The organism is Rhodococcus sp. UFZ-B548 (assembly GCF_903819475.1).
Classification (GTDB): Bacteria; Actinomycetota; Actinomycetes; order Mycobacteriales; family Mycobacteriaceae; genus Rhodococcus_F; species Rhodococcus_F erythropolis.
On record NZ_CAIJDS010000021.1, the window covers coordinates 1 to 19279 of the forward strand.

A 19279-nucleotide genomic window follows, 5' to 3' on the forward strand; every position below is an offset into this window, starting at 1 on the left:
AACTGTTCGAGCACCTGCTCAGCATCGGCCGCGAACGCCGCGCAGCCTCCCAACGTCTCGCCGCCATCCGCGAAGGCCGCCCATGACCAACAAGCCAAGAGTGGTGAAACACAGCATCTTCGGAGTCCTCGCACTCGCCGTCGCAGCCCTGGACTTCACCATCGGCACCAAACACATGATCACCGCCGGAATCATCGCCCTCACCGACTCCGCCTACAGCTTCGCCAAAGCCTCCAGACTCCGAAAAGCTCCAAGCGACAAGGAGGATCGACGATGAACGACGACGACGAACACGACGCCTGGCTACTGCATCACCACGGAGCCAGCTGGGAAGACATCGGCACCGAAATGGGATGCAGCCCAACAACAGCGCAAACCCTCGCGACCGCCTACGAGAAACGCACCGACGCAGCAGCTCACACCGCGCAAAACACCCTGTTCTGACCCCTCGACACTGCAATCCCTGTCGGACCCTACACGGCACACTCACCAGAAACGACAGAAAGGACCGCCATGAACAACGAGATCGCCACCATCGTTGCCCCAGTCGCAAAAGCAGGAGCCGGATCAGCAGTAGCCGCATTCGTACTCGGAACACTGATCGGCTGGGTGTTTCTTCCGGACGCAATGAGGCCGTGGCAATTCGGCATGATCTTCGCCCTGGTCACGCTGTTGCTGGTGCTCCTCTGCGCCGCACCCTTCGTATGGCGTCGGTACAGCGGGCAAAGCTAGCAGCGCACTCTTCGACGCTCGACCACTACGAACCACACCCGAATCACCCACGAGAAGGAGGACAACCGCATGGCTATCGCCGCGATCATCGCCGTAGCAGCACTCTTGATCTGGGGATTCGGATCAATCATCGCCCGACTCGCAGGAGCGATCGCAGTCTTCGAAGGTCTGCTTCGCATCGGCTTCACCGGCAGCACCCCGACCGCCTACGCCATCCTCGCCGCCGGCCTCGCAATCTGGATGACCGGACACTGGATCTGGGCGTTCAAACACAAAGCCTGGCGCACCCGACTCGCGCTGGCCGCCTACAGCCTCCCCGGCCTCCATCACCTCGCACCGATCCCCACCAACCACACCACCAAACAGACGCAGCGCACCGCGGTATGGCCGAGCAATCACACGGAGATGAACCGATGAGCGAGCAGACCCGGACAACACTCAGGTTGCCGGCATCAACGTCATCGCTCTGCACTAGCTCGGCATCTCGCTGAATAGGCGCTCGCCGCCGGAAACAGCCAAGCCTCAGAGACTTCGAATCCAAAGCCTGATTCGTGGTGAGGATAGCTATCCAGCGGTATTCGGTCGTCACAGCGACCGTTCCTCAGGATGCGCTGTCACACCCCTATAACCTCATCTCTGTGGAGAATCTCGTGGTTGAGGGCACTCAGATACAGCTCGGGCAGCGATGGACGATTGGAGATCGCATCGGTTCCGGGGGGTTCGGACAGGTATTTGCCGTCAGAGGTGATGACGGGGGTGAAGCGGTGGCAAAATTCGTGCCTCAAGTGCCAGGAGCAGGCCGTGAACTACTTTTCGTCAATCCGACTGATGTCCGTAACGTAGTGCCTGTCATTGATTGTGGAGAATACGCAGGCAATTTTGTGCTTGTGATGCCTCGAGCCGATCTGTCGCTACGCGAACACTTGGATCACTCGGGAGGCACCCTTTCGATTGACGAGACTGTCGGCATCCTCGGCGATATCGCCGATGCCTTAGCTGATCTGGATGGCAAAGTTGTCCATCGCGACCTCAAACCCGAGAACGTGCTCCGGCTCGGCGGCCAGTGGTGTCTCGCCGACTTCGGCATTTCTCGATATGCAGAGGCTTCCACAGCGCCGGACACACACAAATTCGCAATGACGCCGCATTATGCAGCTCCGGAACGTTGGCGAAACGAACATGCCACCATAGCGGCTGACATGTACGCACTGGGCGTGATTGCCTACGAGATGCTCGCTGGCGGCTACCCTTTTGAGGCGAACACGGTCGAGGATCTGCGTAATGCCCATTTGCACAGCGACCCCAAAGACCTTGTGGGCGTTCCAACCGTTCTTGCCACGCTGGTCGAGGAATGCTTGTACAAAGCTCCCGCCGCACGGCCGTCCCCGGAAAATTTTCGTGCGCGTTTGAATCGTCACCGCCAGCAGGTGAGCTCTTCACCTGGCCTTATGCAGTTGCAGGAGGCAAACCACGCGGAAGTGCGCCAGCGCGCAGAAGCGGCACGAAGAGCATCGGAAGCGAAAACGGCTGACGAGACACGATCCGAGCTTGTGAGTACCGCGAAGCGGAGCCTCCTCCGTCTGTCGCATCGACTGCGAGATGAGTTGATGGACTCGGCTCCTTCGGGAGACTGGAAGAGCGAGAGTGACGCGAGTTGGAGGGTACGGCTCGGCCAGGCAACCCTCAGCTTCAGCTCGATTCGTCGCCAGACGGGGGCGCCCTGGGGCGGGTGGCAAGTGCCGGCATTCGACGTTGTCGCGTTTGCTTCTCTCAGTCTGCGGGTGCCGGCCGATCAATACGCGTACGAAGGCCGTTCGCATTCACTGTGGTTCGGTGACATCCAGAAACCTGGCGAATACGGCTGGTATGAAACGGCATTCATGATCTCACCCATGGTGAACAAGCAGGGAAGGCAAGATCCGTTCGCCCTCGACCCAGGCGAGGAGTCGGCAAAAGCGGTGTGGACCGGAATGGCGGAGTACCAGGTTGCATGGCCGTTCACGCGGCTTCACTTGGAGGATCTTGATGAATTCATCGGCAGGTGGGCCAGTTGGTTAGGGCAAGCCGCGTCCGGCTCACTGAACCGTCCTTCAACTATGCCCGAGCGTTCTGCAGAAGGAACTTGGCGGCGATCATAGGCCTTGTTTGGCCGGAGAGTTAAACGGACTCGGGGTATATGCCACAGAGGATGAACTTCTAAATTCGGCTTCGAGGTTGAAACATTCCCCTACAATAGGACTGGTTGGTCTGTTATCGGCTGATGTCTGACAAGTCGCCTAGAAGGAGTCCAGATGAAAAGAACTCTGATCTCGCTGATCATATTGGCAGGGACGCTCGTTCTGAATACAGCAAACGCAAGCGCTGCTCCACCAGCACAACCGGCTGGCGATGTTGTTTCAGTTCTGACGGACGACTGCCAACTCTATTGGCCGTCGCCCTATGAGGTGTGCGGACCAATCCGCGATCTTTACAACACTCTCGGTGGAGCGACAAGTTCGTTGGGATGGCCTAAGTCGGCAGAAACCACTGATCCCGACGGCATAGGAAAGCGAAGCGAGTTCACCGGGGGAGCTATTCACTGGACCCCGGCCACCGGCGCATACGTCGTATAGATTCTTGGATCTAGGTATTCATCTCTGTAGTGCCCGCTGGAAAAAATGAGGCATATGACGCCAGGGTTGGTGAAAAACCAACCCTGACGTCATGTGCTGAGTATTCGAGTTAGCTAGTTCGTGCTGAGTGAAGCCCAGGACGAACGGTTTGCTACTTGCACAGTGTTTGTGCCACCGTCCCAAAGCAACGCGCCGCCCACAAACCAATTCATACGCTGGCTGACACTGGCGAACTCCGGAATTGTGTTGATCTCGTCGCTAGTTGGATACCCCATCGAGCCCGTCTCATATCCCAGCTCGCCCCATTTCTGGAAAATTGTTCCACCGATTGAATGAGCACCGGGCAGCGGGGACCAGTAGATGTATCCTCCCTGGAATTGCTGGCGGCGGCCGATGCCGTCTGCGTTGATCAATTCCTCAGTCAATGGATATCCCATCCATCCGGATTCATATCCATGGTCCGCCCACTTCAGCAGGAAATGGTGAGCAACGGAGTTTGCTCCAGACGCGGGCGACCAGTAAATACTACCCCCGAGAAATTCCGACCTCCGTCCGAACCCGTCAGGGTTCGTAAGTTCGTTGGTGCGGGGAAAAGACAGGAAGCTTCCCGGTCCGCCGAGAAGATTGTATTTGTCGCGGATGAGCCCGCAAACTTCGTTCGGTGATGGCCAATAGATCTGGCAGCCCTCTGCGACCCTGGCCATTTGAAGCCTTGCCTCTTTGACCTCTGCTTCGTCGGCTTCTTCTTTGGTGAAACCGCCAGGTATCTCTTCCCGATCTGAGCGCATCTGACCGGGAACGATCGATGATTTGGGGTAGCTTGCATCATTTTGTGCCGACTCGGTCGGCGCTGCGGTCGTGGGAGTCGAAGACGAAGAGCTGGGGGTTTCTGTCGCCGAGGACGATCGCGTAGGTGTTGTGGTCGAGGGGGTGGTTGTAGTTGGTTTTGCTACCGATGGGGTGCAAGTAGGCGCTGATGAGGTCGACGGAGTTGCAGTGCTCGTCGTCGTGTTGGCCGGTGAAGAGGTAGTCGAACTGGCGACGGTTTCACAGGTCTGGGACGTATTCGACGTTTCAGGTTGGGCATGAGAGAGGTTCGCTCCAGCGAAAATCATCATAGAGGAAGCTGCTACAGCAACAAATGATTTCTTCAAAAGTTTCGCGTTCATTACTTAGACTTACCCTTTCAATAGACGGTAATATCTCGATCAGAATCTGCAGATTGTTCCACTGGTCTGTCCGACTGGGAGAGGATCGCAAGTCGCCGTTCCTGTCTTTACTCCCACGGTTTGATAGTCGTCATCGAGATTGGCCGTCCAAGCTCTTACTGCGACCTGGATATCCTGGTTCGCCCAGTTGTTTGGATTGTCGATTACGGCAGATCCTCCTCCATTGCATCTGAATGGATCGACCGGCGTCGTCCATGACTTCTGGCCATTGACGATCAGATACAGGGTGAGGTGGGTATCGTGATCCAGATATTCTGGATCCGCGGCTGGGGAGTAGCTGCAATTCCAGGATACCATTGGCCGAATGGAATTCATTGACACTGTGAAGCGAAAGTCCATCATGTCGGTAAGCTTGAGGTAAGGGCCATGAGTTATCGTTGAACCGATGTAGGCGTGCATATTGCTCCACGAAGAAACGCCAGCATCGCCTTCTTCGGTGAAATACTCTGGTTGCAAATCAGGATCGTTGGATGGATCGGATGGGATATTTACACCGGGCCAGTCCCGTTGGGGATTGAGGGGTTGCTCTTCCATTACGGATGGTTCCGGCGGAGGAACGATTTCAGGTTGAGCGAACGCCGTTGACGGAGTGCATAATACTATTGCGGTGGCAGCGATAGTTGCCATTTTGAAAATGGAACGCATGTCTCTCCTTCGGGTGATTTCTTTGATGAAATCGAACATCCAATATGAGTCAGGTGCTCAAAATTGGTTCAACTGGATATGCGAATATACTAAAAGTGCAGGATTGGGGATCGCTTTAGCAACATAAATTGAAGAGAGCGTTAAATGTCGAATAGCGAGCACGCTAATTGGACTTGTTGGGCGATAGGCGCAAACAAGGAGAGTGAAGATAAATAGATTTTGAGTAACTTATGGCGATATAAGGTCGATTATCTATTTGGGGCCAGTGTTAACTGGCGTGGAGAGTTTTGTGCTTGAGTCGTCCGCAGTTGCTACGCGTGGTCGGGCAACGAAAGTTCAATGGTTGTCGGTTTAATGTTGAACTCGGGGTATGCGACTGTAATCCACACAGGGCCTCCCGGCGGGGGGCTCAGAAAGTACTCTCCGCCTGTTGCGATGCCGTATAGGTTCTCGGCTATCCCTCGCCACGATCGGCCGCCGTAGAGCCATGGGGTGTTCGGATCGTCCGGAAAGTCACCTGGGTGGTCCGAATTTGAAAGGATGGGTCCGGTTATTGTGTCAACTATGAGTCGAATTCGGTGTGGCTCACCGGGTTTGATGCGGGACCCAAGGTTCATCTGTTCGCTGTCTGGGGCGCCCAGAAATGGCATCTTGTCGACGGTCGGTTCGTGGGCGACGACTTGAAATGCCAGCCCGGTGTGGAACAGCCGAAGGTTTTCTAGTCGGAGGTCGAGTCCAGTGGTCGGGTTGAACGGCAGGGAGATTCCGTATGAGGCTCGAAGCTGGGAGTCTCCTTGCGGGGTCCGACGTGCCTCGGGGAGTTCACGACTACGAATCAACTGATCTCGGCGTGATCGCGTTGAAGCAGCGAGTTCATCAAGTTTCTCGGCCAGTTTCGGGTCCGGAATGTTCTCTCCAGCGAGTCGTAAGACCTGCCCACTGCGGAGAACGTGTGCATCCCACTCAGGGTTGGAGTGTATATATGCGAAGTTGATGCGCTCCGACATGTCATAGCCCCTTCGGATTGCGGACACTCCGGTAGTGGTTGAGAAAGTGGTTCGGATGCCGCGGGGCGTCCGTTTTTGGATCCTTCTGACGATATCTCAAACGCTCCGGAACGATCCGAACAGTGGGACCTCGTCCGGAAGCAACCACTTTCGACCTCCTGGTCCGACGGCAAATAGATCTGCCGTGGCGGGCGGGTTCGGCGGATGCTGAGCCCGTAACCGTTGTCGTACTTGCGTTTTCATTGTTTACGTTAAGTACTCTCTCAGGTTTCTCGGAGGAATGTTGGTCTCACTTTGGTAACAGGGGCAGCCGGTCTGTTTAATGCCTGGTCGGCGGGCATTGGCGGTTCAGATCCGGGAAATAGGTCCCCAAAGCGGCAAAAGGGATGCGAGTGGCTGATTTTTCCGAAAGGCGCCCATCCGCATGTGTCGCTACGACCGCAAACGACCGTCATCGACCGGGGGTAGGGCGGCGACGGGGGTAGGGCGGCATGGTCATGCGCCCAGGGAACGAGGCCCAGTAAGTCCGCAATGCGGCGCTGGGCCATTCGGTGATCTTGTATACCCGGTCGTGTACCTGTGATCGCGACACTACCGCTCCATCGGACTTGACGATTTGGCTTACGCGTCCAGGTGACAGCGCCGCAGCCTCCGCAATGAGTGCCTGGCTGAGGCCCGAGCTGCGAGCGATCTTCATCGCATCCGCAAGGAGCGCCTCGACTTCATCGGACAGCCCCCGGAGAGCGTGCAGGAGGCGTGCAAGTTCCACGACGTCCGCGAGAGCGTTCTGCCGATCTTCATCATTCATGCTCTTATATTTAGCACTCTAACAATAAGAAGGCCAGGCCGGAAACGGCCGTATTCGGCCCACGAATCGACCCGAATTGACGCGATTGTCAATTTCAGAAGACGGCTGCACTCTTTGCAGGTGTTTCGAGGGTGAGTGCAGTGGTCTTCTGACATCCTGATGTCAGAAGTGCGGTGCACGGTCGCACGTTCGGCTCTCGGTGACAGGGAGGCTTGTGATGGACCCTGACAAGCTCGACGTCGTGGAGACCGGTGTGCTGACCGCGTCGGGGGAGCGGTGGTCCCAGGCCGAGACCCGTTTCGCTGTCCTGGCTCCCTTGCTGGAGATGCATCCGGTGCGTTTGGAAGCGGTCGACGATGCCGCGCAGCGGTTGGGGTTGTCCAGGCGGCAGGTCTACACGTTGGTCGGCAGGCTCAGGAACGGGACGGGGACAGTCACCGATCTTCTGACGAAGGTCTCGTCGGGTGGGCGTGGCCGCAGCCGAGTAACGGCCGAGGTCGAGGACGTGATCGGCGATCATCTCACCCGATATTTTCTTCACCGTCAGAAGCTCAGTGTCGCTGCGCTGCATCGACGTATCGCGTTGGCGTGCCACCGCGCGGGTCTGCCTGTGCCGGCCAGAAATACCGTCACCGCGCGTATCGCCGCGCTCCATCCGGCATCGGTGGCCAGGTCACGCGGAGGACCCGATGCCGCCCGCCCACGTCAGTCCGCCGGCGACAGTCCACCGACGGTGTCGGGGATTCTCGATCAGGTCCAGATCGACCACACCGTCGTCGATCTGATGGTCGTTGACGAGTACGAGCGGCAACCGATCGGCCGCCCCTACCTGACGATCGCCATCGATGTCTTCAGCCGTTCCGTACTTGGGTTCGTCGTCACTCTGGAGCCGCCGTCGTCGATATCGGTCGGGTTGTGCCTGGGCCGCGTGTGCTGCGAGAAACAGACATGGCTGGAGGCATGCGAGTTCGCGGAGCAGGTGCACTGGCCGATGGCAGGGAAGCCGAAACAGTTGTATCTCGACAACGCCTCCGAGTTCAAAAGCGAAGCGCTGCGTCGCGGATGCGCCCAGCACGCGATCACACTCGAATACCGTCCTCCGGGCCGACCGCACTACGGCGGGATCGTCGAACGCATCATCGGAACGGCGATGACGGCGGTGCACGAGCTGCCTGGGACCACCTTCTCGAACCCCGCGGACCGAGGAAGTTACGACTCGGACAAGCACGCGGCGTTGACATTGCGTGAGTTGGAGCGCTGGCTGGTCCTGGCCATAGCCTCGTATCACGCGAGCGTTCACACAGGGATCGGGAACACTCCGGCCGCCGTGTGGGCCGGCGCGGTCGCCGCAGTTGGTCATGCCCCTCGTGTGGTGCTCGGCGAAACCGCGTTCCTGGTGGACTTTCTTCCCGTCATCCGGCGACGTCTGACGCGCACGGGCTTCGTTCTCGATCACGTGCACTACTTCTCGAACGCGCTCAAACCGTGGGTTGCGCGGCGAGAGGATTTGGGGCGGTTCGTGATACGACGTGACCCACGCGATTTGAGCAGAATCTGGGTCCTCGAACCAGAGGGTGCCGGCTATGTCGAGGTGCCGTATCGGACGATGTCACATCCCGCGGTGACACTGTGGGAGCACAGAGCTGCTATCACTCGTCTCCGCGAACAAGGTCGGTCGAACGTCGATGAGAGCGCACTGTTTTCGATGATCGAGCAGATGCGCGAGGTCACCGACCGCTCGCAGAAAGCTACCCGCAAAGCCCGGCGCAACCGTGCCCGCCGTATGCATCTCACCGGCGTCGCGTCTGCACCGATCCCGGCGATTCACCCGCCGGAGGAGCCTCGAGCGGACGGCGGCACCGCAACGCCGGTCTTCAGCGACATCGAGGAATGGTGAGGCGATGACCGCATCGATGGGAAGCAGCGACGAACCCACCGAGTCGTCCGGCGAGGGTTTGGGGCACCTGCGGGAGTCGGTTCGACCGCTCACCGTACTCGACGATGCGGAGCGGATCCGGTTGATCCGGTCGGAGAGGTGGATCGGGTATCCGCAGGCTCGTACGGTCATCGACCATCTGGAGACGTTGCTGTCGTGGCCGGACCGGCAGCGTATGCCGAACCTACTGTTGCTCGGTCCGACGAACAACGGCAAGTCGATGATCATCGAAAAGTTCCGGCGCACTCATCCGCCGATCAGCTTGTCCGACCGCGAGCAGATACCGGTGTTGTGCATGCAGATGCCCCCGGACCCGTCACCTGGCCGGTTCTACCTCGCACTGCTCACAGCGTTGGGAACACCGACCCGACCACGCAATCGGGTCCACGAACTCGAACAGCAAGCATTGATGCTGCTCCGCGCCACCGGCGTACGGATGTTGATCATCGACGAGCTCCACAATGTTCTCGCCGGCCGCGACAACGTCCGCCGCGAATTCTTGAACGTGCTGCGATTCCTGGGCAACGAACTACGCATTCCTCTTGTCGCCGTCGGAACCCGCGACGCCTACCTCGCCATCCGGACCGATCCTCAGCTGGAGAACCGATTCCACCCCATGACTTTGCCGGTCTGGACCAACACGGCCGACGCCAGATCACTGCTGGCCAGCTTCACCACGAGCTTCCCCCTCCGCAAACCCTCGCACCTGACATCACCGGAGATGACCGACTACCTCCTCACTCGCTCCGAGGGCACCATCGGTGAACTGACAACGCTGCTCACTGCCGCAGCAGTGACCGCCGTCGACAGCGGAGAGGAAGCGATCACCTCATCGGTGCTCACGCGCACTCCGTACGTCGGCCCCACGGAGCGCCGCCGCCAGTTCGAGCGCCACCTCGCATGAACGCGCGGCTCGCACCTATGCCCGATGATGCGTACGTTCGCCCGTGGCCGCTGCACCCGCAGCCACTGCCAGGTGAGGCCCTCTCGTCCTGGTTGGCCCGGATATGCGAGCTGTATCCGCACATCAGGCCTTCTGACCTGCTCGCAGACGTCGATATCGATTGTGCTGTCGAGGATCTCGACCGCTACACACCGGAGCCGATACTTGCCGAGCTGGCCGTTCGCGGCGCAGTTCCGGTAGAGAGGGTACGGATGATGACGTTGGCGGGGTGGACACCGTGGCTGCTCGACAGCACCGACCCCGCCGACTGCGACTTCGACACCTACGTCCACCAATTTTCGATCCTGCTACCGGCCGACCTCGCGAGGGAGGATCGACGACGCCGCACACCCACGAGCGAGGCATGGTTGCCGTGGGCTAGCACTCCGCGCAGTCGGGCATGCCCGGCATGTGTCGACAGCCTCGAATCCACTGCTGATATCAACATGACTCTGCTGCGTCAATATCCGGTGCTGAGCAGCTGCCTCGACCACCGTTGTCGACTCGAACCCTGCTCTGCTTTCCCTGGTCATGCGATCTTCTGGGATCAGGTCCGGTTCGGTTCGGACGAACGGGTCTCGCCCGTTCCGGTTTCTTCAGCGGTCACGGACCTCGATCGGCGCAGCACCGAGGCTCTGACGACGGGATGGGTGGAACTCGGCTCAGGCCGGGTACATGCCGCAGTGTGGTTCCGGCTTCTGCGCACCGTCGTCGACGAAGTGTCCTCGCCACTGGTTCGCACCGGACGGTGGGCGACGAGACTCGTTGCGATATGGAGGGCCGCCGGTCGTTCTCGCCCGTTGCGGACCGCGTGGGTTCCGTTCGAGGACCTGCACTGGGACGAGCAGGCGAAAGTCCTCGAGGCCGCAGCGATCGGCATCGCGATGGTCGAGAGCGGTGAGATCAATGCCGGCGGTGCGCACGCATCTCTGCTGCGCCCACGACCCTATGAGCCGGTCGATCCCGGGACACCTCCGACGCGCTCGTCCTATCCCGCACCCGAGCGCGATTTATGGGCTGACGCGCACGCTGCAGCCGAGGCCGCCATCGAGGCAGCGCGCGTCGATCCCGCATCCGCCAGTTCGTTGTACAACTTCCTGCGCTGGGGGTGCCGCACCGCAGCGGAGCTGGATGAGACGGTGCGACTGTTCGTCGACCACGGGATCCCGCTGCAACATCCGCCGACGTAGTTCTCGCCCGATGGAGCGGGGTCGTCCGCGACGCACACGCGGCGATGGCCGACAAGGCCCGTTTTGGCGGCGGTGTCACAGTCACCAACGTTATTTGTGCGGTGACCGACGAGAATTTTCCTTCCCGCACCGTAGACCCACAAACCACCAGCTGAGCGTGGTTTTGGATCCAGAAAATGTGTCGGAGCTGCCCGCTACAGTCCTTTCCATGACAGAACGCCAGCCAGCAGACGGCCCGAACACTGTCCCAGCTGTCGTGTCGTGTGGCGCAGCGGTGTTTCCGGATCTGACGCCCGAGGTTGCCGCCCGGATAGAGCGGTCGATGGCTGCATCGCGGTCCGCCGGTACCCGCCGGGCTTACAGCTCGGCGTGGCGAGGCTTCGAGACCTGGTGCACCGCCACCGGACATGCCGCGTTGCCGGCGCATCCCGCCGTGGTGGCCGCGTATCTCGTCGCCGCGGCCGACACACTCACCGTCGACGGCACGCGGGCGTATGCGCCTGCGACATTCGGCAAATGGATTGCAGCGATCGCCGACCGCCACCGCAGCGCCGGCTACGACAACCCGTGCGGACACGAAATGGTGAAAGCGACTCTGGCAGGTGTTCGTCGGGATTATGCGTCGGCGGGGGAGCGGCCCCGCAACCCGCGGGCACCGCTGCTGACCTCCGACATCACCACGATCGTCGACCACGCGCGCCGCAGTGCTGTCGGGTGGGCGTCCGAGGTGCTCGAGCGCCGCGACACCGCGCTGCTGCTGATGGGCTTCACCGGCGCGTTTCGTCGCAGTGAACTCGTAGCGCTCGAATGCCGCGATGTCCGCCGCGACCGTCTCGACGGCGCGCACGTACAGATCCGGAAGTCCAAGACCGACCAGGCCGGCACCGGAGCAGTGAAAGCACTACCGTTCACCAACCGCCACGAGTCATGCCCGGTGTGCGCGTGGGTGCGATGGCTGCAGCTCGTCGCCGCGTTCGACACCGGCGGCAGAGTCGCCGTCATTCGGTTACTTTCCCGTGCAACACCATTCGACTCTCATGTGTGCCGGGGAGCATTGCCCGCCGCCGACAAATCTTCGCCGCTGTTCCGATCGGTCCGCAAGAATGGCAACCTCTCCGACACTGCGCTCTCCGGGGCTGCGGTGCACGCCGCGATCCGTCGCCGCGCCGCTCGCGCCGGCTTCGACCCCGAGACGGTCACACAGTTGGGTGGGCATTCGTTGCGGGCAGGATTCGTCACCCAAGCATTCCGCAACGGCGCAGACGCCCACGCCATCATGCGCCAGACCGGCCACACCACCCCTGGGATGGTCGAAATCTACGCCCGTGAGCACGCACCCATGCTCGGCAACGCCGTCACCGACCTCGGACTATGAAACCGGAATCGAACGGAATTACGTTCGGCTCGGTGGCTTATGGCATCTCGGGTCTCGGCCGCTCCGCAGAACACACATGGGCATTGTTCTGCGACTGGTGCGCTGCCAGCGACCGGTCGTCGCTGCCTGCTACACCGTCCACACTGGCAGAGTTTCTTGACCACCACCCTGCCGCAGTCGCCACGCAGCGTCGTCGAGTATCGGCTGTCAACGCTGCCCACCGCAGTCGCGGTATGGCCGAACCCGGTCGCTCGGTCCCCATTCGGCTCGCTCTCGCAGAGCGCCGCCGGGAACGTCTCACCGAAATCCGTGGCTGCGCTGCATCGATCATCGACGGCATTCTGTCGTCTGGATGGCCATACGGGCTGTTCGGGCGACGTGATGCACTGATACTCACCTTGGTTTCTGCCGGACTGACTTACCGTGACATCAGCACTCTGCGCCGCGGCGACATCGAGGTCGCAGGGCCGGACCTGATCGTTTCCGGCCTGCACCGGGTCACCCCGACCATGCTCGGCAGTTACGGTGAGTCCGGTCCGGTGTCGGTGTACCGGCGCTGGGCGCAACTTCAGTCGATGTTCGATCGCTCCGCGAGTATCTCGATGCTCCGTGAATTTCTCGACCCCGATCGCTCACCTTCGATGTCTGAGTCTCCGGTGGTGACAGCGCAGCACGCGGAGGAGCCGCTTGTGGTTCGTATCGACCGCTGGGGCTACACACCCTGGACACCGGAACCGCTCACAGTGCAGTCGCTGTCCGCACTGACGCGCGCTCACCTGAACGGTCGGCCGGCTGCGCATCGACCGCGCACCCTGTGGACGACGAACGACCCCGACAGTGCTGTTCTACAAGGAGCAGAACCAGGTCGATCGGGCTTCGTTCTGGACAATGCCTACTACGAGCACGGGATTCGTGCCCGGCGCGACGCACACATCCGCCTCGCCGAGCTCGACGATCGGTTCGACGACATCAATGACCGCGTCGACGATCTTTTGCGCACTCTCGTCGACATTCTCGACGAACACGACGGATGGGATCGCGGCGACTGTTGATGCTGTCTCTCGGGCAACTGGCATCGGCGGACTGATTGCACTGTCGGTGTGCTGTCGACCCATGGACACAGATGTCGACTTCCGTCACCGGCTCGATGTCTACGTCGATGAGTGGGTGCCCTTGGGTCGATGGCAGCACCGTCTTCGATACCCGACCGCCGAAACGACGAGACGACCGAAGGCGCGTCCAATTGTCGTCACAGTCATCGCAAACGACTACGAGTATGAGCCCCTGAGGGTGATATCAGCACATACCCATGGGGTACATCTGACCGTGTATACATCCGATGCTCGCTGGGTCGCCTCGGATAGCTAGGGGTCTCGGATCCTGCGACGTACGTGTCGTCGACATCCGTAATTTTCTGTGGGACACCCGACAGTGGGCTGCGGGTCGATTGGTTCTGGTGAGACGAGGAGACTGGTGTGATCGCTCGATGTCGCAGGTCGGACTCGGACTTCGATCCGGGGTACGTCGTGAGCGCCCCGACCTCCTTCGACTGCGGTCCAGCCACTCGGCCGGCCGTTCGACCAACATGCGGTTCGAGGCACCGCATCCAAACCTGGCCCGTGTCGGTGACGACTCGGTCTCAGCGAGAGGCCCGCGCGATCGTGTTGCCCGCCGGATCGTCGATCACGATCGAGTGGATGTCCTCGACAGAAAGGGACGTCGCGCCGGTCACCGCTGCTGCTCGGCTCGCGGTGACCGACCATTGAGCTGCTTGCTGTCGAGCCCCGTCGTTGCCGACCACCTGGAGAGTGAGGACGCCTGCGTCGGGGAGTTGTTGGACGTCGACGTCGATCGATGTGCCCCAGGCTTTCGTGGTGAGCTCGAGCTCACCTGTGGCCCCGACGGTGCTCGACAGAACGAGCGGGCGGGCTCCCGCATCGTTCACCGTTGTCGAATCGTCGGAGCGGGCGAGGCTACTGAGCGGGACGATCGCCGCAGCGACTCCCAGAACGAGGGTCGCCGACACCGCAGTCCACACTCGCCGCCGCCTCTTCTCGGAGGTCCGTTGCTGCCTCATCGCGCTCAGCAGGTGGTCGAGTCGCTGGTCTGCACCGGCCGTCGAGTGCACCGGTGAGAGATCTGCTGGCTGCCTTCGACGTCGAAGCACACCCGCGACGGGTGCCAGTACGTCGATTTCGGTTCGGCAGGCAAGGCAGTCGTCGAGATGTCGTCGTACCGCTGCTCGGTCGTCGCGCTCGAGTCCGTCGAGTACGTACGCCCCGAGCAGTGGTCGGATCTCGTCGTGCGCTGAGCTCATGGAATCAATCCCAACTCGTCGAAGATCCGGCGTAGGGCACGTACAGCGTAGTAGGAGCGGGACTTGACCGTGCCGACCGCGATATCGAGGTGTGCGGCCACTTCGGAGACGGTTCGGCCCTCGTAGTAGATGAGCACGATGACCGCTCGATGCTCCTCGGACAACCGGTGCAGCGACTCGTCTATGAGCCACCCGTCGAGGACCCCGCCCAATTCGTCGTCGATGCACTCGGCAGCGAGTGCGATCTGGTCGTGGACAAGAGTCGGCCTGCTCGTGCTCGCCCGCCACTGATCGGTGAGCACGTTTCGCGCGATCGTCATGAGATAGGACCGCGTCGATGCTGCTGTCACATCGATGCGGTCGATCCCGCGCCACGCACGCAACATCGTCTCCTGGACGATGTCCTCGCACTGCTCGCGGGTCTGGGTGTAGCGGCTGACGAATCGAGTCACTGCATGCTGGTGCTCGCGGAAGAGCGCCGACATGGCAACTTCGGACGCATCGACGAGCTGATGGTTCTGCTGTGAGCCGGATTCGACACCGTCCACCTAACTGCCCGAGCCGGAAGCGGCATCGGTGAAACCGGTCGTGGCGGCCTCGACCATGTCGAGAACGGGATTGGTCGGCGAGATCGAATGCCGAGCAGCGAGTACACGGATATCGGGATGAGCCACGTGAACGATCCCTTCGGAGTCCTGCCACGCCACGTATCGGGCGGGGAGGTCGATCCCCATGGTCTGCTGCGCTCCGACCAGCGCAGTCGAGACCGCAGGATTACCGACGTAGGTGACCATGGTGGGCCTCAGAGGTGTCTCGGCAGCGGCGGACGCGAGATCGACGGTGGCGACTGTGGGCTGATTCTTGGCCGCGAACGCTGCCTCGTATCGAGCGATGGACGCAGCAACCGATGCATCACTGGTCTTTTCGACCAGGTATCTCGGCGCTGTGGACACATCGGTGCCCTCTGCAGCGGCCGCCGAGGATCCCGTCGCATCGGACGCGGTGGATGCCGACCCGGCCCGGAGTCCGTCGAGGGCGTCGGACGACACCGGGATACCAGCGAGCGCCGCGATGTACTCCGCGGAGTTGTATGCCAGAAACACCGTCCCGTTGGCAGCCTGCCAGACCAGGTACTTCTGTGGAAGGTCGATCGCGGCCCGTTGATCCGCGGTGATCAACGGCGACGCCGCCTTCGGATTCCCCCCGATCACCACGGTGGTCGGACGGATCGTCTTACCTGTTCCCTGTGCCAACTTCTCGAAATCCACAGTGGCTGCCACAGTCCCCACCGTCTCGAGCGCGCGCTGGACCCGAGAGACCGTGTCACTCACGGAGTAGTTGCTGGCGTACACCACCAGACCGGGTTCGGACGGTGCTGCATCAGGTGTTGAGGCGCTCGGATCCGCCGACGTGGACACCGGAGTGCTCGACACAGCGACCGAACCGGTGGGTTCGGTGGAACCGCACCCGGCGAGGGCGATCATCGCCGCCGACGCCAGGAGCGACGTTGCCATACGGAACCTTGAAGTGTTCATCACGTGTCCTGTCCTCGGGCCCACGACTGCTGTGGGCTTCACTGTGGTGTACGCACACCGAGCCTGAGGGGTTCACCCGAACCGAAGATCCTCCGGCGATTGCTCCCCGCAATCTCGGTGCCACTCGGCGCGGAACGCGCTGGCTCTGCGCTCGCCGCCTCACATCAGTCCGTCGCTCAGTTTCCGGACTCATTCCAGAAAAGTCATGCATACTGGTCGATGTGAGCTCATCGTCGAACTACTCGGAGATGCTGCGTAGTGCTGCGCTCAGAGTCACCCGCCCCCGTCTGGCGGTGCTCGACGTGGTGCACGAACATCCGCACGTCGACACCGACACCGTCTACGGAGCCGTTCGGGCCACCCTGCCCGACGTCTCGCGCCAGGCCGTGTACGACGTGCTCCGCGCTCTGACCATCGCGGGACTGGTCCGGCGCATTCAGCCGTCGGGTTCGGTCTCCCGGTACGAGAGCAGGATCGGCGACAATCATCACCATCTCGTGTGCCGCAAGTGCGGCGCGATCGCCGATGTGGAGTGCGCCGTCGGCGAGGCTCCGTGCCTCACTCCGTCGGAGGCCCCTGGTTTCGTCGTCGACGAGGCAGAGGTCATCTACTGGGGCCTGTGCGAGAACTGCTCCACCAGCGTCAGCCCCTGATGTCGCGGCGCGGGAGCGCCGCGGAAATCAGATCATTCACCATCTTCTGGAGGGAAACTCGTGTCCGAGGACCACACAACACGCGAAAAAGAGATGAACCAGGACCAGCCACAGGAGTCGGGTGGCAAGTGTCCGGTCATGCACGACTCGATGCCGGCACCCGTCGAAGGCGGAAGCAACCGCGAGTGGTGGCCCAAGTCCCTGAATCTGAAGATCCTCAAGAAGAACCCGGCAGTCGGCGACCCCATGGGCCCGGACTTCGACTATGCAGCCGAGTTCAACTCTCTCGATCTCGCTGAGGTCAAGCGCGACATCGAAGCCCTGATGACGAACTCGCAGCCCTGGTGGCCCGCGGACTTCGGCCACTACGGCCCCTTCTTCATTCGCATGGCGTGGCACGCAGCGGGCACCTACCGCAAGCAGGACGGACGCGGCGGTGCCGGAGCAGGTATGCAGCGCTTCGCGCCGCTGAACAGCTGGCCCGACAATGCCTCGCTCGACAAGGCACGCCGCCTCGTCTGGCCGGTCAAGCAGAAGTACGGACGCAAGCTCTCCTGGGCCGACCTGATCGTGCTCACCGGCAACGTCGCCATCGAGTCGATGGGTCTGCCGACCTACGGCTTCGCCGGCGGACGCGTCGACGCCTGGGAGCCGGACGAGGACGTCTACTGGGGCCCGGAGCAGACCTGGTTGGGCGACGAGCGCTACCACGGTGATCGCACGACCCTCGACAACCCGTTGGCCGCAGTGCAGATGGGCCTGATCTACGTCAACCCCGAAGGCCCGAACGGTAACCCGGATCCCGTGCAGTCCGCACTGGACATCCGCGAGACGTTCGGCCGCATGGCCATGAACGACATCGAGACCGCCGCATTGGCTGTCGGTGGACACACGTTCGGCAAGACACACGGCGCTGCCGATCCCGACGCGCACATCGGGGCAGAGCCCGAAGGCGCTCCCATCGAACAGATGGGTCTCGGCTGGAAGAACAGCTTCCAGAGCGGCGTCGGCGCAGACGCGATCACCAGTGGTCTCGAGGTCATCTGGACCCCGACGCCCACGCAGTGGGACAACAGCTTCCTCGAGACGCTGTACGGATTCGAGTGGGAGCTCTACAAGAGCCCGGGCGGCGCGCACCAGTGGCGCCCGAAGAACGGCGAAGGTGCGGACCTCGTTCCCGACCCCGCCGATCCCTCCAAGCGTCGCCACCCGTCGATGCTCACCTCCGACATCGCGATGCGCGTCGACCCGATCTACGAGCAGATCACCCGGCGGTGGCTCGACCATCCCGAGGAGCTCGCAGAGGAATTCCAGAAGGCCTGGTTCAAGCTCACCCACCGCGACATGGGACCGGTCACGCGTTACCTCGGCCCCGAGGTTCCCGCGGAGCCCCTGCTCTGGCAGGACCCGATCCCGGCCGTCGATCACGAGCTGATCGGTGACGCCCAGATCGCCGAACTGAAGCAGGCCATCCTCGGATCCGAATTGACTCAGGATCAGCTGATCTCGGCTGCGTGGGCGGCGGCGGCGTCGTTCCGCGTCAGTGACAAGCGCGGCGGTGCCAACGGTGGCCGTCTGCGTCTGCAGCCGCAGGCCGGCTGGGAGGTCAACGAGCCCGACGAGCTCGCACAGGTCATCCGCGTTCTCGAAGGAATCCAGCAGTCGTTCTCCGGAACTGTGTCCTTCGCCGACCTCGTGGTACTCGGTGGCGTCGCAGCCGTCGAGCAGGCCGCCAAGAACGCCGGCGTCGACATCACGGTCCCGTTCACCCCGGGCCGCATGGATGCCACGCAGGAGAAGACGGACGTCGACTCGTTCTCCGATCTGGAGCCCAAGGTCGACGGTTTCCGTAACTTCCTGGGCAAGGGCCAGAAGCTGCCGGCCGAGTTCAACCTGGTCGATCGGGCAAACCTGCTCTCGCTCAGTGCACCCGAGATGACCGTGCTCGTCGGTGGTCTGCGCGTGCTCGGAGCAAACTTCAAGCAGTCGACCCACGGCGTTCTGACCGACAAGGTCGGCACGCTCACCAACGACTTCTTCGTCAACCTCCTCGACATGGGCACCGAGTGGGTTCCCGCCGCCGAGGAGGGCATCTACGAGGCCAAGGATGCCGCTACCGGTGAGAAGAAGTGGACCGGAACTCGTAACGACCTGGTCTTCGGCTCGAACTCCGAGTTGCGCGCCATCGCAGAGGTGTACGCCTGCGATGACGCCAAGGAGAAGTTCGTCCGCGACTTCGTCGCGGCCTGGGACAAGGTCATGATGCTCGATCGCTACGATCTGGCCTGATTTCTCCA

General features: G+C 61.5%; 21 protein-coding genes. 14 read left to right on the top strand and 7 right to left on the bottom strand.

Going from position 1 to position 19279, the window contains the following annotated elements:
* Positions 1-82: 82 nt before the first annotated feature.
* From H7C86_RS18600 to H7C86_RS18625, 6 genes are all read left to right on the top strand, one after another.
* Complete coding sequence (locus H7C86_RS18600) at positions 83-277, top strand: hypothetical protein (protein ID WP_182261993.1); 195 nt, start codon at positions 83-85, stop codon at positions 275-277.
* Complete coding sequence (locus H7C86_RS18605) at positions 274-444, top strand: hypothetical protein (protein WP_182261994.1); 171 nt, start codon at positions 274-276, stop codon at positions 442-444. Before H7C86_RS18600 ends, H7C86_RS18605 begins: the two co-directional genes overlap by 4 nt.
* 69 nt (positions 445-513) lie before the next feature.
* A complete protein-coding gene (locus tag H7C86_RS18610) occupies positions 514-732 on the top strand; it encodes a hypothetical protein (RefSeq protein ID WP_182261995.1) in 219 nt (72 codons plus the stop codon).
* Positions 733-801: 69 nt separating this feature from the next.
* A complete protein-coding gene (locus H7C86_RS18615) occupies positions 802-1149 on the top strand; it encodes a hypothetical protein (RefSeq protein ID WP_182261996.1) in 348 nt (115 codons plus the stop codon).
* A 137-nt stretch (positions 1150-1286) separates the two neighbouring features.
* Positions 1287-2870: a serine/threonine-protein kinase gene (locus H7C86_RS18620; RefSeq protein ID WP_220463465.1), complete on the top strand. Its 1584-nt coding sequence runs from the start codon at positions 1287-1289 to the stop codon at positions 2868-2870.
* Between the two features lie 153 nt (positions 2871-3023).
* Positions 3024-3344, top strand: a complete 321-nt coding sequence (locus tag H7C86_RS18625; protein WP_182261997.1) for an LGFP repeat-containing protein — start codon at positions 3024-3026, stop codon at positions 3342-3344.
* Between the two features lie 113 nt (positions 3345-3457).
* Here H7C86_RS18625 and H7C86_RS18630 read toward each other — a convergent pair whose 3' ends face one another.
* A complete protein-coding gene (locus H7C86_RS18630; RefSeq protein ID WP_050655212.1) occupies positions 3458-4132 on the bottom strand; it encodes an LGFP repeat-containing protein in 675 nt (224 codons plus the stop codon).
* Between the two features lie 70 nt (positions 4133-4202).
* Between H7C86_RS18630 and H7C86_RS18635 the strand changes: the two genes are divergently transcribed.
* A complete protein-coding gene (locus H7C86_RS18635) occupies positions 4203-4433 on the top strand; it encodes a hypothetical protein (protein ID WP_182261998.1) in 231 nt (76 codons plus the stop codon).
* A gap of 119 nt (positions 4434-4552) precedes the next feature.
* Here the strand turns inward: H7C86_RS18635 and H7C86_RS18640 are convergent, their stop codons facing one another.
* The 3 genes from H7C86_RS18640 to H7C86_RS18650 form a co-directional block, all read right to left on the bottom strand.
* Entirely contained in the window at positions 4553-5218 is a 666-nt protein-coding gene (locus H7C86_RS18640; RefSeq protein WP_182261999.1) for a hypothetical protein, read from the bottom strand.
* Positions 5219-5529: 311 nt separating this feature from the next.
* Positions 5530-6225 carry a hypothetical protein gene (locus tag H7C86_RS18645; RefSeq protein WP_182262000.1) on the bottom strand — a complete coding sequence of 232 codons (696 nt, stop codon included), beginning with the start codon at positions 6223-6225 and terminating at the stop codon, positions 5530-5532.
* A gap of 451 nt (positions 6226-6676) precedes the next feature.
* Entirely contained in the window at positions 6677-7033 is a 357-nt protein-coding gene (locus H7C86_RS18650; protein WP_182262001.1) for a hypothetical protein, read from the bottom strand.
* A gap of 217 nt (positions 7034-7250) precedes the next feature.
* Here H7C86_RS18650 and H7C86_RS18655 point away from each other — a divergent pair, with 217 nt between their 5' ends.
* The 5 genes from H7C86_RS18655 (at position 7251) to H7C86_RS18675 (ending at position 13529) form a co-directional block, all read left to right on the top strand.
* Positions 7251-8930: a Mu transposase C-terminal domain-containing protein gene (locus tag H7C86_RS18655; RefSeq protein WP_094610787.1), complete on the top strand. Its 1680-nt coding sequence runs from the start codon at positions 7251-7253 to the stop codon at positions 8928-8930.
* Between the two features lie 4 nt (positions 8931-8934).
* The gene (locus tag H7C86_RS18660; protein WP_094610788.1) at positions 8935-9873 is read left to right on the top strand and encodes a TniB family NTP-binding protein; all 939 of its coding nucleotides are present in this window, start codon (positions 8935-8937) and stop codon (positions 9871-9873) included.
* A 17-nt stretch (positions 9874-9890) separates the two neighbouring features.
* Complete coding sequence (locus tag H7C86_RS18665; RefSeq protein WP_241064937.1) at positions 9891-11102, top strand: TniQ family protein; 1212 nt, start codon at positions 9891-9893, stop codon at positions 11100-11102.
* A gap of 208 nt (positions 11103-11310) precedes the next feature.
* Positions 11311-12477 carry a site-specific integrase gene (locus H7C86_RS18670; protein WP_039868144.1) on the top strand — a complete coding sequence of 389 codons (1167 nt, stop codon included), beginning with the start codon at positions 11311-11313 and terminating at the stop codon, positions 12475-12477.
* A gap of 32 nt (positions 12478-12509) precedes the next feature.
* Positions 12510-13529, top strand: coding sequence for a recombinase (locus tag H7C86_RS18675; protein ID WP_151097328.1), 1020 nt, complete (start codon positions 12510-12512; stop codon positions 13527-13529).
* Between the two features lie 587 nt (positions 13530-14116).
* On the opposite strand, the gene H7C86_RS18680 is transcribed toward H7C86_RS18675, so the two are convergent.
* The 3 genes from H7C86_RS18680 to H7C86_RS18690 are packed head-to-tail and all read right to left on the bottom strand — an operon-like array spanning position 14117 to position 16308.
* Entirely contained in the window at positions 14117-14794 is a 678-nt protein-coding gene (locus H7C86_RS18680; protein ID WP_151097330.1) for a zf-HC2 domain-containing protein, read from the bottom strand.
* Positions 14791-15342 (bottom strand): sigma-70 family RNA polymerase sigma factor, encoded by a 552-nt coding sequence (locus H7C86_RS18685; RefSeq protein WP_006898178.1) that lies wholly within the window; start codon positions 15340-15342, stop codon positions 14791-14793. The genes H7C86_RS18680 and H7C86_RS18685 overlap by 4 nt, the downstream gene beginning before the upstream one ends.
* Positions 15343-16308, bottom strand: a complete 966-nt coding sequence (locus H7C86_RS18690) for a DUF302 domain-containing protein (RefSeq protein WP_039868152.1) — start codon at positions 16306-16308, stop codon at positions 15343-15345.
* 269 nt (positions 16309-16577) lie between these two features.
* Between H7C86_RS18690 and H7C86_RS18695 the strand changes: the two genes are divergently transcribed.
* Together H7C86_RS18695 and katG are read left to right on the top strand one after the other, a co-directional pair.
* Complete coding sequence (locus H7C86_RS18695) at positions 16578-16982, top strand: Fur family transcriptional regulator (protein WP_006898181.1); 405 nt, start codon at positions 16578-16580, stop codon at positions 16980-16982.
* A 93-nt stretch (positions 16983-17075) separates the two neighbouring features.
* Positions 17076-19271: a catalase/peroxidase HPI gene (gene katG, locus H7C86_RS18700; RefSeq protein ID WP_202427316.1), complete on the top strand. Its 2196-nt coding sequence runs from the start codon at positions 17076-17078 to the stop codon at positions 19269-19271.
* The last annotated feature ends 8 nt before the right edge of the window (positions 19272-19279 follow it).

Coding starts and splice junctions, on each gene's coding strand:
- H7C86_RS18600 (WP_182261993.1), top strand. CDS start 83: ATGACCAACAAGCCAAGAGTGGTGAAACACAGCATCTTCGGAGTCCTC.
- H7C86_RS18605 (WP_182261994.1), top strand. CDS start 274: ATGAACGACGACGACGAACACGACGCCTGGCTACTGCATCACCACGGA.
- H7C86_RS18610 (WP_182261995.1), top strand. CDS start 514: ATGAACAACGAGATCGCCACCATCGTTGCCCCAGTCGCAAAAGCAGGA.
- H7C86_RS18615 (WP_182261996.1), top strand. CDS start 802: ATGGCTATCGCCGCGATCATCGCCGTAGCAGCACTCTTGATCTGGGGA.
- H7C86_RS18625 (WP_182261997.1), top strand. CDS start 3,024: ATGAAAAGAACTCTGATCTCGCTGATCATATTGGCAGGGACGCTCGTT.
- H7C86_RS18630 (WP_050655212.1), bottom strand. CDS start 4,132: ATGCGCTCAGATCGGGAAGAGATACCTGGCGGTTTCACCAAAGAAGAA.
- H7C86_RS18640 (WP_182261999.1), bottom strand. CDS start 5,218: ATGCGTTCCATTTTCAAAATGGCAACTATCGCTGCCACCGCAATAGTA.
- H7C86_RS18645 (WP_182262000.1), bottom strand. CDS start 6,225: ATGTCGGAGCGCATCAACTTCGCATATATACACTCCAACCCTGAGTGG.
- H7C86_RS18650 (WP_182262001.1), bottom strand. CDS start 7,033: ATGAATGATGAAGATCGGCAGAACGCTCTCGCGGACGTCGTGGAACTT.
- H7C86_RS18655 (WP_094610787.1), top strand. CDS start 7,251: ATGGACCCTGACAAGCTCGACGTCGTGGAGACCGGTGTGCTGACCGCG.
- H7C86_RS18660 (WP_094610788.1), top strand. CDS start 8,935: ATGACCGCATCGATGGGAAGCAGCGACGAACCCACCGAGTCGTCCGGC.
- H7C86_RS18665 (WP_241064937.1), top strand. CDS start 9,891: ATGCCCGATGATGCGTACGTTCGCCCGTGGCCGCTGCACCCGCAGCCA.
- H7C86_RS18670 (WP_039868144.1), top strand. CDS start 11,311: ATGACAGAACGCCAGCCAGCAGACGGCCCGAACACTGTCCCAGCTGTC.
- H7C86_RS18680 (WP_151097330.1), bottom strand. CDS start 14,794: ATGAGCTCAGCGCACGACGAGATCCGACCACTGCTCGGGGCGTACGTA.
- H7C86_RS18690 (WP_039868152.1), bottom strand. CDS start 16,308: ATGGCAACGTCGCTCCTGGCGTCGGCGGCGATGATCGCCCTCGCCGGG.
- H7C86_RS18695 (WP_006898181.1), top strand. CDS start 16,578: ATGCTGCGTAGTGCTGCGCTCAGAGTCACCCGCCCCCGTCTGGCGGTG.
- katG (WP_202427316.1), top strand. CDS start 17,076: ATGAACCAGGACCAGCCACAGGAGTCGGGTGGCAAGTGTCCGGTCATG.